This is a genomic window from Spirosoma panaciterrae DSM 21099 (genome assembly GCF_000374025.1).
Classification (GTDB): Bacteria; Bacteroidota; Bacteroidia; order Cytophagales; family Spirosomataceae; genus Spirosoma; species Spirosoma panaciterrae.
On record NZ_KB893185.1, the window covers coordinates 1 to 15877 of the forward strand.

General features: G+C 48.1%; 12 protein-coding genes. 5 read left to right on the plus strand and 7 right to left on the minus strand.

Annotation, left to right across the window (positions count from 1 at the left end; genetic code table 11):
* Positions 1 to 360 precede the first annotated feature (360 nt).
* On the minus strand, positions 361 to 2943 hold the full coding sequence (locus B153_RS0115955; RefSeq protein ID WP_020597733.1) for a heavy metal translocating P-type ATPase: 2583 nt from the start codon (positions 2941 to 2943) through the stop codon (positions 361 to 363).
* 200 nt (positions 2944 to 3143) lie between these two features.
* Here B153_RS0115955 and hemN point away from each other — a divergent pair, with 200 nt between their 5' ends.
* Positions 3144 to 4502, plus strand: coding sequence for an oxygen-independent coproporphyrinogen III oxidase (gene hemN, locus B153_RS0115960; RefSeq protein ID WP_020597734.1), 1359 nt, complete (start codon positions 3144 to 3146; stop codon positions 4500 to 4502).
* A 158-nt stretch (positions 4503 to 4660) separates the two neighbouring features.
* Here the strand turns inward: hemN and B153_RS0115965 are convergent, their stop codons facing one another.
* A complete protein-coding gene (locus B153_RS0115965; protein WP_020597735.1) occupies positions 4661 to 5656 on the minus strand; it encodes a phytanoyl-CoA dioxygenase family protein in 996 nt (331 codons plus the stop codon).
* Positions 5657 to 5812: 156 nt separating this feature from the next.
* On the opposite strand from B153_RS0115965, the gene B153_RS0115970 reads away from it, so the two are divergent.
* The 4 genes from B153_RS0115970 to B153_RS0115990 all read left to right on the plus strand — a co-directional run bounded on the left by B153_RS0115970 (position 5813) and on the right by B153_RS0115990 (position 9890).
* Positions 5813 to 6658, plus strand: coding sequence for an AraC family transcriptional regulator (locus B153_RS0115970; protein WP_020597736.1), 846 nt, complete (start codon positions 5813 to 5815; stop codon positions 6656 to 6658).
* 212 nt (positions 6659 to 6870) lie between these two features.
* On the plus strand, positions 6871 to 8298 hold the full coding sequence (locus B153_RS0115975; protein WP_026262204.1) for a TlpA family protein disulfide reductase: 1428 nt from the start codon (positions 6871 to 6873) through the stop codon (positions 8296 to 8298).
* 284 nt (positions 8299 to 8582) lie between these two features.
* Positions 8583 to 9143 (plus strand): transposase, encoded by a 561-nt coding sequence (locus B153_RS37280; protein ID WP_169518484.1) that lies wholly within the window; start codon positions 8583 to 8585, stop codon positions 9141 to 9143.
* Between the two features lie 168 nt (positions 9144 to 9311).
* On the plus strand, positions 9312 to 9890 hold the full coding sequence (locus B153_RS0115990; RefSeq protein ID WP_020597738.1) for a hypothetical protein: 579 nt from the start codon (positions 9312 to 9314) through the stop codon (positions 9888 to 9890).
* Between the two features lie 326 nt (positions 9891 to 10216).
* Here B153_RS0115990 and B153_RS0115995 read toward each other — a convergent pair whose 3' ends face one another.
* The 5 genes from B153_RS0115995 to B153_RS0116015 all read right to left on the minus strand — a co-directional run bounded on the left by B153_RS0115995 (position 10217) and on the right by B153_RS0116015 (position 15832).
* Positions 10217 to 11053, minus strand: coding sequence for a universal stress protein (locus B153_RS0115995; RefSeq protein WP_020597739.1), 837 nt, complete (start codon positions 11051 to 11053; stop codon positions 10217 to 10219).
* A 111-nt stretch (positions 11054 to 11164) separates the two neighbouring features.
* Positions 11165 to 12463: an MFS transporter gene (locus B153_RS0116000; protein WP_020597740.1), complete on the minus strand. Its 1299-nt coding sequence runs from the start codon at positions 12461 to 12463 to the stop codon at positions 11165 to 11167.
* A gap of 94 nt (positions 12464 to 12557) precedes the next feature.
* Positions 12558 to 13424, minus strand: a complete 867-nt coding sequence (locus B153_RS0116005; RefSeq protein WP_020597741.1) for a 4-hydroxyphenyl-beta-ketoacyl-CoA hydrolase — start codon at positions 13422 to 13424, stop codon at positions 12558 to 12560.
* Between the two features lie 63 nt (positions 13425 to 13487).
* On the minus strand, positions 13488 to 14615 hold the full coding sequence (locus tag B153_RS0116010; protein WP_020597742.1) for an alpha/beta hydrolase family protein: 1128 nt from the start codon (positions 14613 to 14615) through the stop codon (positions 13488 to 13490).
* A 107-nt stretch (positions 14616 to 14722) separates the two neighbouring features.
* Entirely contained in the window at positions 14723 to 15832 is a 1110-nt protein-coding gene (locus B153_RS0116015) for a 5-methyltetrahydropteroyltriglutamate--homocysteine S-methyltransferase (protein ID WP_020597743.1), read from the minus strand.
* Positions 15833 to 15877: the final 45 nt, after the last annotated feature.

Below are 15877 nucleotides of genomic sequence, written 5' to 3' on the forward strand. Positions count from 1 at the left end.
AGGGTATAATCCAGGAATCGCCCATTGGGTTGGGGTATAGCCAGGGTGAAACTGGTCTTGGCGATGTCAATACCGACATAGATGGTGTTCATAGGCGTAGTTGATTAAGGCGTTTACCGCTGATGCTTATCGATTCTTTATTCGGGCTTTATGCCCCACGAACTGTTCAAGCTGGCGGTTGAAAACCTCCGTCGGCGACTCGCATTCCGAGCGGTCTTGGTGACCCTTGACAAAAGATAGTCTACCGACGGAGGCACTCAAAAGGACTGCTACAAACATAGAATGACAAAAAACGATCCAGTTTCACTGAAAATTAGAAAGTTTAATGAACAGTTTCAAGATTAAATCCTGTCGAAAAAATCACTTCCAGCCTCGATAACCCCGAACGCCAAACGTAGCAATAGCCAGCATCGTAGCCGAGCTAATGGGCATCAAAATGGCCGCTACGACTGGTGATAAGTTGCCAAACAGGGCGTAACTGAGGCCAATGCCGTTGTAGAGTAGCGAAACCACAAAGCTGAACCGGATCACGCGCATACTATAGCGGCTAAAGCCAAGGAATTTAGGTAGTTGAGTCAGTGCGGTCGCTTCCAGTATGGCATCGCTAGCCGGGGTGAACTGAATGGTATCGTCGGTAACAGCAATACCTACATCGGCTTGTTTCAAGGCACCCGCATCGTTCAGCCCATCACCTACCATCATGACCCGTTTTCCAGAAGCTTGTAAATGCTTGATAAAAGCTAGTTTCTCCTGCGGGCGGCAGTTAAAATGCATCTGTCCGGCCTGGGGAAACCAGTATTTCAGTTCGGTTTTTGTGTGGTCGTTGTCGCCCGAAAGCAGGTATAACTCATAGGATTTGTCCAGGCCAGTGAGCATACTGTCCAGCCCAGAGCGGTATTGGTTCGGGAACCGGAAACGCCCTCTGCATTCATCATCAATGCTGACATAAACTGCTGACTCGGAAGGCGAGGCTATTTCGGTTCCGGTCTTTGAGGAATCCGGCTTGGAAGGTGTACTTTCACTTCCTCGGTCTGCGTCATCAAGTACTAAAGGATTGTGTAATGAAAGCTTATTCCCTGCCAGGGCATCTTCGCAGGCCATAACGGACGCATTGACGAACGAACGCGTTCCCAATTTTACAATTTGCCCATCTACCACAGCCTGAATACCATGCCCCGGAACTTCCGTAAATAAATCCATCGGGAGTGACGAACAGTCGGCCAGGTGAGCCGCCAGTTTCCGGCTAAGCGGGTGAGCCGAGTGCCGCACCAGCGAAGCAATCATACTCTGTTCAATAGAGGTTAATCTTTGTGGAAATTCTTCAACCACGCCTAATGGCTCATCTTCACTCTTTCGCTCTTTCACTCTTTCGCTCTTTACCTCCGTCAACGTTCCCGTCTTGTCAAATACGATGGTATCGCAGGCGGCCATTTGCTCGATGACTTCGGCGTTTTTTAGGTACAGGTGGCGTTTTCCCAGGAGCCGTAAGCCATTGCCCAGCGCAAACGGGTAGGAGAGGGAAAGGGCACAGGGGCAGGCAATAATCAGTACCGCCGTAAACACGTTCACCGCCCGCGATGGGTCGTGCTGGAGATACCAGTATAAACCGACCACAGTTGCCAGTGTGATAACCGTAAGGGTAAAATACTTTCCAACAGCATCGGCAAAGGTGCGGATCTTAGAGTCGGTATCCTTCTGAAACGCATCGTTGTTCCAGAGTTGGGTCAGGTAGCTTTGCGATACATCGCGGACAATTTCGAGTTCGATAGCTTCGCCGACCTGTTTGCCCCCTGCATAAACTAAAGCCCCCGGTTCTTTCGACTCCGGTTCCGATTCGCCCGTTACGAAGCTGTAATCAATGAGTGCATTGCCTTTGTAGAGCAGGCCATCGGCAGGAATCAATTCCTGGTTTCGAATCCGAATCCGGTCGCCTTTATGGAGTTGAGCAACCGGAACTACGCGATCCTCACTTCCTGCGCGTTGTCCTTTGCTTCCGACCACCGTAACCGCCAGTGGGAAATACGACTTATAATCGCGTTCGAACGAAAGAAACTCATGCGTACGCTGCTGGAACCATTTGCCGCACAACAGGAAGAAAACCAGTCCGGTCAGTGAGTCGAAATACCCGGCTCCATCCAGCAACAATACTTCATAAGCACCCCGAAAAAAGGCCACCAGAATACCCAGTAAAATAGGTAAGTCGATGTTGATAAGGCCTTTGCGGAGGCTCGACCAAACGGATTCGAAATAACCCGAAGCGGAATAGAAAACGACCGGGATGGCCAATAGTAAGTTAAGAATGCCGAAAACGTGTTTGAACGATACATCATCGAGGCCGAGGTACTCCGGGAAGCTGAATAGCATGATGTTGCCTGCACAGAATCCGGCTACGCCCAGACGATACAGAAACGGTCGATTGGAGGTTTTCTGCCCTTCTTTTACTACATCGTTCAGACTGATTAACGGTTCGTAGCCAATCGAACTCAGCAATTCGACCACCTGCCGAAGCGTAATCTCCGATGGATTATAAGTGATGAAAACCTGCTTCTTCAAAAAATCGACCCGCGACTGCTGGATAGCCGGATTGATCCGGTACAAATGCTCCAGCAGCCACAGGCACGAACTACAGTGTATGGTGGGTACGTAAAACGTGACCTTCGCAACAGCATCGCCCGAAAATTCCAATAGCTGGGCAATGATGTCCGGGTGGTCTAAAAATTCCAGACGGGTCTGTCGGGCAACGTTTGGTGTTTGTGTCGTTCCCGGTCGGTCCGTACCGGGTTCAATGGCGTAGTACTGGCAAAGCTGGTGCTGGCTCAAAATGGAGTATACCGTTTTACAGCCGTCGCAGCAGAAGTGCTTATCATCGAAAATAAGGTCTTCGTCCAGACATTCATTGCCACAGTGGTAGCAGACCGTTGGGGAAATCGTTGCCGTATTCATCGTTCAGAATTTGGATGCAAGTTGGCACAGGTATGCGCTGCGTACCCTGATAATCATCAGCGATCGGCCTGATACGGCTCAGGATTTGGGAGTCGATAGGGAGAGAAATTTGCGTTATCGCATTGGGGTAAGGGCATGGGGCAGAGGGTAAAATAGCTCGATGTCTGCCCTCTGCCCCATGCCCTTACCCCAATGCACCTATGCAACTCATTCAGAAATACAACGTTCCCGGTCCGCGTTATACGAGCTATCCGACCGTGCCCTTCTGGGATGAAACAACCTTTAGCGAAACGGCCTGGATACGCAACCTGCGTCGGGCCTTTTCGCTAAGTAATGGTAAAACGGGTGTCAGCCTCTACATTCACCTGCCCTATTGCGAAAGCCTTTGCACCTTTTGCGGTTGTAACAAACGCATCACCAAAAACCACGGCGTCGAAAGTCCGTATATCGATGCGTTGCTGGCAGAATGGAATAGCTATTGCGATTTATTGCCCGAAAAACCACGCCTTGCGGAGCTGCATCTGGGTGGTGGAACGCCGAGTTTCTTTTCGCCCGATCAGTTGAAACGACTGCTAACCGGTATTTTTAGCCAGGCTGTACCCACCGACTCGCCCGATTATGGCTGGGAAGGCCACCCCAACAACACAACCCGCGAGCACCTACAGGTATTATACGACTTCGGATTTCGGCGGGTAAGTTTTGGTATTCAGGATTACGATCCGGTGGTACAGAAAGCTATTCATCGCATTCAGCCCGTCGAAAATGTAAAACGTGTAACCGAGTGGGCGCGCGAAATGGGTTATACCTCCATCAGCCATGATCTGGTATTTGGATTACCCTTCCAGACCACCAATTCGATCATCGACATGATTTACCAGACGCTCATTCTCCGGCCCGACCGAATTGCGTTTTATTCGTATGCACATATACCCTGGCTCAAAGGAAACGGCCAGCGCGGTTTTCGGGACGACGATCTGCCATCGGGTGAAGAAAAACGTGTTCTCTATGAAACGGGCCGGACGTTGCTGGAAGATGGCGGCTATGTCGAAATCGGGATGGACCACTTCGCCCGTCCGCACGATTCACTTTACAAAGCCATGGAGGCCGGTACGCTCCACCGGAACTTCATGGGGTATACGACAGCGCAAACGCAGGTATTGATTGGTCTGGGGGCATCCGCCATTGGGGATGTCTGGACGGCTTTTGCTCAGAATGAGAAAGATGTTGACCTGTATATGAACCGGGTGTTGGCCGGAGAATTACCGCTCTTACGTGGGCATGTGCTGGACGATCAGGACCAGTTTCTGCGTCGGCAGATTCTGAATATCATGTGTCAGGGCAAAACCAGTTGGCACTTGGGCAACTGGTCGAAGCGCGAATGGGAGGCTCTTGAAGCACGGCTGGAAGCGTTCTGGCTCGATGGCCTGATCGATTACACCGCCGAAGGGGTACAGGTCCGGCCCGAAGGTCGTCCATTTCTACGGAATATCTGCATGGCGTTCGATGAGCGACTGAACTACGCCAAACCGCAAACCAAACTGTTTTCGCAAACGGTGTAAGTTTACCGCCTTCTATTTTCAGTCATTAATACGAATCTGTTGACTTTTAAAACGATGTGTAAACTTTGTCATGCTGACGAAGGAAGCATGACAAAGTCACTCAATAATTAGTTTTAGTAATAGAATTTAAACAGGTTTTACGCCAGCGAACAGTAAACTCATTCTTCCCATTTATCCAATCCCAGCAACTTCCGACCCAGCGGGCTTAATTCAGCGGTTTGGTAGCGGGTTTTCTCCCAGCCGCGCGGGTCACCGGGGAACGCGTAGCCTTCGGGCGCTACACGGTCGCGCCAGGATGTAATGCGCCATTGACGCAACTCTTCATTATCTTCTTCGGCGGGCATCATCGAAATATATTGCGCTATCCGCACCTTGTCGGCCGACCGATTGGGCCGGATGCCGTGCGGTTGTGTACTGTTGAAAATCAATAAATCACCCGCTTCCATTTTTACTTTCACCAGTTCGAAACCCGTTGTATCGGGCTTAAAGTGGTCGCGGTCGGCGGGTTGAGTGAGTTTCCAGGTATCGTAGGTCCGGTAGAGTTCGGGAATGCACTGAAAGCCGCCCATATTTTCGTCGGTCTGATCGGCCAGCGCCAGTACGCCCTGCACATTTTGCGGACGGGTTTCGGGGTCGTAATCCCAATGGATAAAACCTTTGAAGGTATCCTGTGGCCGAAGCGGGAAATTCAGATTGGCCCGGTCGATGGTAACCCAAAGTTTTTCAGTGCCCCATACGTCTACGAAGGCATCGTACACACGCTGATACTGTCGATTATCCCACTCGTACTGATGGTTGTAGAGTTCGACCATACCACTGCCCGTCAGCTCTTTCATCTTCATTTCGGCGCGGGGTGGCGCATACCAGGTGCTCGGGTCATTGGGGTCTTTTTCTTCAAACTCCCATAGAAGCGTGGCCAGCCGCTCGGCATTCTCTTTTGGAACCGCCTGTTTTATAATGACATAGCCGTTGGTAATCCAGAACTGCCAGTCTTCTTCCGAAAGCACCCGTAGTGGTTGAACTGGTCCGTCGCCATGGTTTGAGCGGTCGCTCAATTTGAGTTTGCTGCTGGTAGCCGTCGATGGATTACCCGGAATATCTTTATGGGCGTTGTTTGGAATCATCGTAGGGGCCATTGTCTGCGTCGCTTCCATAGTTGGTTTGTATTTTTAGTGTTTTTTGTTGTAACAAAGTTAGTAGCCTGGAACTCTGATGTGTTAGGACAGAAATTGCCAGTTTTTGTACTATATTGCTCCTGACTTCCTGGTTTCTGAATAAGTAAGGCATTTATCGGCAAAAAGAAGGTTATTTTGAAAGTCGTTTTAGAAGAAATCAACCCCGATGCCAACAGCTCTTTTCACCTGCTGCTGACGCCCCATCTGAGCGAGGTGTTTCTCTGGCACTATCATCCCGAATACGAAATCGTGTATATCGAAGGAGCCAGCGGTACCCGCCATGTGGGCGATCATATCTCGCGGTACGAAGGCAGCGATCTGGTGTTTATCGGCCCCAATATTCCACACCTGAATTTCGATTACGGTGTGCAGACGGAGCATCAGAAAGTGGTGGTGCAGTTGAAAAAGAATTTTCTGGGCGATACGCTTTGGCAGGCTCCCGAGTTCAGCGCCATTACGGATCTGTTCGAACGGGCGCGGTCAGGGGTTTCGTTTTACGGGCAGACCAAGCTGGAAGTGGGCGAACAGTTGAAACAGTTGGCTCAGTTACCACCCTTTGAGCGACTGATGAAACTGCTGGGTATTTTTCAGCAACTGGCCACCAGTACCGAATGGACGTCCTTACAGGGCGAAGCCGTGACTAATGCCTATAACCTGACGGAACAACTGCGGCTGAAAAAAGTAAATCAGTTCATTGCCGAGCAGTACACCCGCAAAATTGAGGTCGATGAAGCTGCGGCAGTGGCCAACCTGACCAAGGCGGCCTTTTGTCGGTATTTCAAACGGATGACGCACCTGACCTTCACCCAATTTCTGAATCAATACCGGGTCAATCAGGCGCAGAAATTATTGCTGGTCGATCAGACTGTATCGGAAGCCTGTTTTGCCTGTGGGTTTGACAGCCTGTCGTACTTTACGAAGATATTCCGGCGGGTTACGGGCGAAAATCCGCTACAGTTTAAAAAACGGCATCGGGTGTAAGGCTCACATCAGGTAGTTTAGCCATTTCGTAGCCCAGCCGTGGATGGTCGCAACGGTGGACTGTAAAGCCCGCCACTTGGATTATATTTTGTAAAACAAAGGCTTTAAGTTCGCATAACGATACTTAATGTCAGAAATTGTATAAATAATATAGATACAATATGTGCTAAAAAACTATATTTGTCGTTATGTACTTAAGTTTGTAGTTAGCTATGAGATTAATCTTCTTTGTAACCTGCCTCTTGCAGATTGGCAGACTTCTAGCACAGGAAATTCCTGATTTTGCAATCAACCCAAATAGAATATCCGTAATAAAAGTCGTGTACAAGAATAATATATACTCTCGCCCTGTCTTCAGTTTTGTGGGTAGCGTCTTGCCTCATGGCACGGAAACACGAATTGAAGATTCTTTATCAATAGGAAATGGCGAAAAATACTTGGTGTACCGATTAGCGGCCCCTCAAACTGGCTTTTTAACCGTTAATCAATTTGGTGGTCATGTCTACTTGGTACCTAATGATACAGCGACGCTTTTTCTAGATTTAGCGAAAGCGAATCCTTGGTCTTCTTACCAATTTAAGGGGCGCTATGCAGCCATTAACCAATTCTATTTTGATCAAGCAAAGACGTTAAAAACAGTACCTTTTGCCTTCCGGGCTAATGCGGCTAATGAGGCCGTTTCGTTAAAGAGGTATAAAAGCCAAATGGACTCTTTGTTACGTACTGAACAGCAATTCCTGATAACTTATTCTAAACAGCATCATTTGCCAGCATGGTTTCTCCAACACGAGCAGCAACGAATTTTGTATAGTGATGCTTCCTCAAGGGCGAATAACATTCTTTACCGAAGATTTATTAAAAAAGACTCTGTAACGGATATACCAAACGATTATTTCAGCTTTGTTACTCCTGCCTTTATTAATAATTCCTCAACAGCCTATTTAGTCGATTACCAAGGGTTTCTTAAAGATTATTTTTATTACCTTTTTGATCGACAACAAACAGTTAAAAATGTCATTACCTATACAGCTCAAGTAGCGTCAAAAAAATTGACCGGATTAGCTTGGGACGTATTCATGAGTAGCTATTTAGACGAAATATTGGCGGGCGCTCCAACTCTTGGCGAGCAACTACTTACGAAGTATTATTACAGATTTACGAATAAACAGTGGATCAATGATCGGAAAGCTTACTACCAGGACGCTTATTTGCTTAAGCCGGGGGAGATGGCTCCTAATTTTGCTTTGGAAGATCATCTGGATTCATTAGCTTACTTGAAAGACTTTCGTGGTCAAGTAATTTATCTTAGTTTTTGGTTTACGGGTTGTGCGCCTTGTCGGCAGGAAATGCCACTTGAAAACGAGCTAGTAAAGCATTTTAAAGACAAGCCAGTAAAAATTGTCAATATCTGCGTAAGAAGTTCACGAGCCGACTGGGCTAAGGTAAGTAAGCTGTACAATTTACAAACAGTTAACTTGTATGCAAATAAAGCTTGGGAGAACACATTGATCAGTAAGTATAATGTTAACTCCTACCCTCATTATGTTTTAATTGACCGGGAAGGCAAGGTTGTCAAGAATAATTGTAGTCGACCAAGTGGCAATGCGAAAGAAGAAATAGAGGCCCTATTAAAGCAGTAGTTTTAGAACAAATTCAAGAAGTTGAAACTTGCCGTAGGTAGTCCTATTTGACATTTTATCTCTTAATATAAGAGCCTGTTTAAAAATATAGCAAGGGGCTAAAAAGACAAAATCAGCCTATCTTGGGGCATGAGCCGACCAAAGCTATACCCCTCCGACCTGACTGATTCCGCCTGGAAAGTTATTGAACAAATCCTGGCCGACAAGCGAAAGCGCAAATATTCCCTGCGTAGTTTTTTTAACGCCCTGCTTTACATCACCAAAACAGGTGGTCAAGGCGGCAAATGCCTAATGACTTACCACCCTGGCCATTGTGCTATTACTATTTCTGGAAGTGGCGTAACAACGGTACGTGGGAAAAGCTTAACAAAGCTCTCGTTGAACGAAGGCGCAAGAAAGCTAATCGAGAAGCCTCGCCTAGTGTGGGGGTGATTGACTCCCAAAGTGTTAAATGTAGCGAATGGGGCGTGGTACCCAAAGGCTATGACGGCTATAAAAAGATTAACGGGCGCAAACGCCACATTGTGGTGGATACGTTAGGCTTGGTCTTAGTGGTCGTCGTCCATGCAGCTAACCTGCATGACAGTCCAGCGGCTCGGCTGGTAGTGAGTCGGTTAGCGCAGCAAGGCTTTGATCGGCTGACCAAACTCTTGGCCGATAGTGCCTACGGGAAGAAGTTGGCTTCTTGGATGAAAAAGACCTACGGACTGATTTTAGAGGTCGTTAAAGTGAGTGAGTTGGCGGGTTTTCAGCCGGGCCGCCGGAGCGTTAGTGCCAATGCGTTGGAAAGTAGAACGGACATTTGCCTGGATGAATTGGTCGAGACGGCTCAGCAAGGATTATGAATGCGGTGTCAACTCGCACGAATCATTCGTGTATTTATCCAACATCAATCGTATGCTCAAGCATTTTTAAACAGGCTTTAAGTTTACATAATTGCTTTATAAAAAAAATGACAAGGTAATTACAACGGGAGAAGACTTTCAAGGATACTTAAGTAAACAACTTAATTTATGAAAACACTATTTCTTACTCTACTCTTTTTCGCGCCAGTGTCGGTTATTGCTCAAAAAAAGGCTTACGATATAGCCTTTAGTTATGGAGGCTATAACAGCCCAATCGCGTACCATAATCAGTTTTATGATACCAGAAATATCAAAAGCTATTTTTCGGCTGATTTTGATTATCATCTCACGAATCGATGGACCATAGCCTCTGGCTTTATGAGTGGTAAATTTGGTTATTATGATAGTTTTCCCGTAAAGCTGGCCAATGGTACGTATACAGATGAACCCAACTCAAAAGGCTTTGATTTACATGGGTATGCACTGGCTAAATATGCTATACTAGCAAAACCTCGACTTAGCTTGCAAGTGGGAACCGGCGCAGGATTTTATAGTCAACGCTTAGAATATACTTATGAGGGTAACACCTACGAGGCTTCGTATGCTGCTGAGTTTGAGGTTCCAGTCAGTGTCGAGGGATATTATTTCATGTCGGAGAAAATAGGATTTGGTCTTAAGGCTGGTTGTTTTGTCCAGCCTGAGATACGTGGGGTACATATTGGCCCTCAAATCCGATTAAGATTGTAGCCCATCGATTAGAATATTTCTAAGACTGATCCATTAGTCAACTATCTAGTATTTTTCCGGTATATTTTCTTTACATAAAATTAGTTCAAAAACGGATCTGGGAAATGTATAAATTATGGCTTGCTGGATAAGTTATATTTTAGCTAGGTTAACAGTTCTGAGTGACGGATTTTACAGTTCACCGTTGCGATTCGAAATGGCAAACTACCCCACATTTGTCAAGAACAGTGGCTAAGGCAACTTAAATGGTTGTAGTGAGGTTTTTGGGCGATTTGCCTGATGTAGATAAACCAACTGTTCTTAGAATAACCTATTATTGGCATAGTTTAGTCGACTTTTTGATGGAAAATCATCAGAGAAATGTGCGAATAAAGCGTCATAATCTTGGTCATGCTTTTGCCAAAGAGCTTTTCTGGTAGACTGCGCTGATGCGCCGACATAACCAGCAAATCCACTTTATTTTCGGCTATATACTGGTCCAGCGTTTTTTCGATACTAGCGCCTTTGATAAGTCGAAAACGGATGCCGGGCGTACCGATTTCAGTTTTTACCTGCTGTTCAAAACGCGCCAGCGTTTTTACGGCATCAGCCGATTCATCCTTTGTAATATGGATAACGGTAACGCTGGCGTTGAAAGCCTGCGCGATCGGCATCAGTTGTTGCAGATTGTCGATATCGCCCGGTACATAATCACTGGCATATACGATTTCTTTTACCGCTTCCAATGGTTGGTTCTCCGGTATGGCGATCACCGGGCATTTGACTTTTTCGACTACCCATGAGGTGTTGGTGCCAAAAAGATTCCCTTCCAGTCGGCTGCCCGATCCTTGTGTACCCATCACAATAAGATCGATCCCCCTTTCGGTTACCAGACGGAGCATTTCCTCATGGAATTCAGTATCGCTGCTAACAAATTCAGTCGTTGCCAAGGTGCTGCCGCCGACATGGGCATACAAGTCTTTCAGCTTTTGGTCGGTATGCTCTTTTAGCGTACGTAACTCACGATCAAATGAGTTGGCCGATACATAGGCGCTCGTATGATGGGTATGGTACGAGTGAAATACGATGAGTCGGGCCTGTCGTTTTTCTGCCAGGTTACTGGCAAAATGCAAGGCGTTTTCTGAATTTTTCGAGAAATCGATCGGTACTAGAATGGTTTCCATGATAAGATTACAACGCTTTTTGGACGCTGATTAGTCAACCGTAAAAGTACAAGGAGCGATTTTTTAAGGGTTGATCTTGGTCATGTATCGGCATGAGAATCACCTTCTGTGTTACCGAATCTTTTTCGACGAAATGTACAGGGTCATGATGCCAGCGAAGATGGTCGGGACCGCATAAATCAGAAAGTTGGTGACCATCGATAGCCCCATGCCAATCAGTACCCCACCCACAGCTGGCCCGATAATACCCCCCAGCCGACCAATGCCAATGGACCAGCCAACCCCCGTTGTGCGAAACTCCGTCGGATACAGTCGGGCGGCTACGGCATACAAACCGACAAAGCCCCCCTGAATGCCGAAGCCCAGCAGTCCGAACAGAAGCAATAGCAGTGATGAACCCATAAACAATCCGAAAATAGCCATTAATACGCCCGTCATGATCAGGAAGATACCGATGGTTTTTTTGAGTCCAACCCGGCTCGAAAAATAGCCCTGTGTCATGATGCCAAAAAAGGCACCTATGTTAAATACCGTTCCGGCATAAATGGCTAATTCGATGGAAAGACCTGCGTTGGAAGCAAGTTTCGGAATCCAGCTTGTCAGGAAATACAGGGTGGCAAAGGCCAGAAACAGAGCAATCCACAACTGAATCGTCGGGGTTTTGTACTCGCCATCCAGAACCGACCTAAGCGGAATGCCCTGCCGTCGGGTGGGTTTGGGAGGCAATACCGACAGTGTGCTCATGCGCATCCGATCCAGAATCACATTGGCCTTCACCAGCGCATCGGTCGGTTGCGACTTCAGATAAAATTCCAGCGATTCGGTCAGAAAAAACTGAATAATGGGAAGGGCGACCAGTGTCGAGATACCCGCCAGTTGAAACATCGTTTGCCAACCCGATTCTGGAATGACTCGAGCCGCCACCAATCCCGACAAAACGGCCCCGACCGGATACCCTCCGATGGCGAAACTTACCCAGAAATCTTTGGTTTTGTCGGGCGTGTATTCGGCTGCCAGCGCTGCCGTACTGGCCAGCATACTACCAATGCCTAAGCCACTCACGAAGCGGAAGCCAATTAGATGAATTACAGATGTGGCCTGGGCTGTCATATAAATGCTAAAACCCATCATGGCCGCACTGATCAGGATCATGGTTTTTCGACCCAGACTGTCGGCAAATGGAGCCAGCAGCAACGCACCGAAGGTCATCCCGAATAAGCCCGAACTAAACACAATACCCAGCGCTTCGGGGCTGGAATTCCAGCCTTTGGCAATGGCCGGTGCCGCATACGAAATCACCATCACGTCCATACCGTCGAGCATGTTCATCAGAAAGCAGATCAACACCGTCGTGTATTGCAGCCGTGTAAAAGGTTGTTGGTCAAGCAGGGTTTTAGGGCTAACGTCCATTGATCTAAGGGTTTTAGGAGCTATGAGGTCGGTACTTTGGGTAATTCTTTTCTTGATCCGTGGTCTGTGTCCTCGCAGGCCACGGAGAACGAGATTACGTTAAGCCTAATAATTTGATGGCATTCTCTTTCAGAATCAGCGGTTTGACTTCGTCGCGGAAACCAGCTTCATGGAAGTCCTTGATCCAGCGTTCGGGGGTAATCAGCGGAAAATCTGTACCGAACAGCATCCGATCTTTCAGTAAGGTATTGGCATACTGCACCAATTGCTTCGGGAAATACTTGGGCGACCAGCCACTGAGATCGATGTAAATATTCGGTTTGTGCATAGCCACGGAAAGGGCTTCATCCTGCCAGGGCCAGCTTGGGTGCGCAATGATGATGGGATTGTCGGGGAAATCGATGGCTACGTCGTCCAGATGAATTGGATTGGAGTATTCCAGTCGAAGCCCTCCACCCCCGCGTACGCCCGAACCAAAACCCGAATGCCCCGAATGAAACAACATCGGCAGTTTGTATTCGGCAATGACTTCGTAGAGATGATATGCCATCCGGTCGTTGGGGTAAAAGCCCTGCACTGTCGGGTGAAATTTAAACCCTTTAATGCCGTGATTTTCAATCAGATTTCGGGCTTCACGAGCACCCATACGGCCTTTGTGCGGGTCGATACTCGCAAAAGCAATCATCACATCCGGATTGTTACGGGCCCCTTCGGCTACTTCTTCATTCGGAATCCGGCGTTTGCCCACGTTAAACTCCGAATCGACCGTAAACATGACGAAGGCCATATTCTGCGCCCGGTAATAATCGGCCGTTTCCTGAATGGTTGGGCGCTTATCCGATTTGAAATATTTGGCAAATGCTTCATCAAGCTCGGGACGAAAATCATCATGCGGATGCCAGCAGGAAGCTTCAGCATGCGTATGGACGTCGATGGCGATAATTTTACTAGTATCGATCATATTAAAGAGTGAATGAGCGAAAGAGTGAATGAGTGAAAGATGCGTTAGCCACTCTTTCGCTCTTTAATTTACAAAGCCTGCGGCTGGTTTATGGCCTGTTTTGACCCAACTTCTGAGCGCGTCGAAAGCTTGAGCAGTTTGTGCCGGGGTAAACTGGCAATGGCCGCGTCCGTTGGTGTATTTGACCGTGAACAAAGCGTCTTTCTGCTGCTGATGCACCATGTTCTCGAAGTTGACAACCCCGTAGGTGGGTGGAATTAACTGGTCGTATAGGGTGTGCATCAGCAGTACGGGTTTATTGATGTTGCCCGTCCGGTCGTATTTGGCAAAGATGGTGTTTGGATTTGCTGTTGCCGCCAGCCGTTCGGCTTTCTGATTGACTTCCAGGTTGTTCGGGAAACCGCTGTAAACGGTATTGGTATTGTCGAACGGATTTCCTTTGGCTTTCTGGGCCAGATCGCGGAGGACGTTTTCGTTGAAGAACAGCGAAATAGGCAGGTCGTCGAGTTGTAAATCGAAGCGTTTAGCAAAGGCAACGGCCAACACCGAATCTTTAGCCAGGATCGCCGTCCGAATGGCTTTCGCTTTCGCCACCATAGCCTGTATAGGTTGCGCCTGATAGGGTTTCGACAGGTCGAAAATGTCGGTTAGAGAGGTTACGATGCCCGGGAATAATCCGTTGAACGTGGCATACATATCGTACTCTTTCCGGCATTGTAGATACGGTCGGCTCGATAGCGGACAGAGAGGCAATCCACCGTTGTAGTTCGCGCCAAAGTTTTCGATAGTAGCCACCGTGACTCCACCCCCCATCGAATGCCCAACCATAAAGGTCGAATCGGGTTTGCCGTAGGTTTTGACAAAGAGCTTTCGTAAGGCTTCGGTATCATCCACGCCCTGCGGTAGCGCAAAACCCTGATACTGGTAATCCGATGCAGCCACGGCAAATCCTCGTTCCAGAAAGGGCTTCATGCTATTAGCAAAGCCCGGATTCTGACTCTGTAAGGGTCGTGCGCCCATAAACTCGTAACCATGCGCATACATGACAAGCTTCCCTTTCCAGTTTTGCGGAAATAGAATCATATACCGCGCTCCATCAATGCGGCCCGAATCGACTTTCGCTACCAGCGTCTGGGCGAATGATTGGGTCGTGAGGGTTAGAATTACGAGTAGGTTTAGGAGTGTTTTCATAGTTTCTATAAACTCTTTTTTGTCATCCCGAGGAACGAGGGATCTTCGTGCGAGCCGATACAATTACCCGAAGATCCCTCGTTCCTCGGGATGACAAAAAGCCATTGTTACGCGGTTCCCCAGACTTTTCGGGCGGTATTGACGACCAGTTCAATTTTGCGCCATTGGTCGTCATACGTCAGATCGTTGCCGTGGTGCGTTGACGAGAAGCCGCATTGCGGGCTTACGCAAAGGTTATCCAAAGGCATATAGTGGGCGGCTTCATCGATGCGTTTGCAGAGGTCGTCTATGTCTTCCATCTCCCGTACTTTGGATGAAATGATACCCAACACCACCATCTTGTCTTTCGGAACAAACCGTAATGGGGCAAAATCGCCGGAGCGCTCGTCATCGTATTCGAGGAAATAGGCATCGACGTTGATTTCGTTGAACAGCACTTCGGCCACCGGCTCGTAGCCTCCTTCGGCAAACCAGGTGCTGCGGTAATTGCCCCGGCACAGGTGAATGCCTACCGTCAGATCGTCGGGTCGCCCATCGATCACGGAATTGATCAACGCTGCATAGGTTTTGGGGAGCAGATTTGGGTCTTCGCCCCGCTCGATAGCCGCAGCCCGCATCTTGGGGTCACAGAGGTACGCCAGGTTCGTATCGTCCAGTTGCAGATACCGCAGACCCGCCTGATACAGATGGTCGATTTCTTCCCGGTAGGCCGCCGACAGGTCGTGGAAAAACTCGTCCATATCAGGATACGATTCGATGTCGATGGATTTCCGGCCACCCCGAAAGTGAATCATCGTGGGCGACGGAATCGAAACTTTGGGTGTTTGGGTCGTCACGGATTTCAGGAAGTTGAAATCGGCTACCTGAATGTCTTTAACGTGTTTGAGCTTGCCCGTTACACTAAGTACGGGCGGTTTGAATCCATCTTCGGCCACCTTCGCGTTTGGATTGGCTTCGATGCCACCCGTTACCGAAACCCCGGCCAGTTCTTTCAGGAAGTCGAGGTGGAAGTAATCCCGGCGGAACTCGCCATCGGTAATCGAGCGCATGCCGGTCGATTCCAGTTTTTTAACGGTTTCGGCAATGGCGGCATCTTCAATGGCACGTAGCTCATCGGCCGTAATCTCGCCTTTTTTCCATTTCAGGCGGTTTTCTTTCACTTCGGGGGTTCGCAGCAGGCTACCCACATGGTCGGCACGAAAAGGAGGAGTTTTCATTCAGTACTAGGGTTTAAAAAATAAAGTAGGTTGGTAAATTAGTTA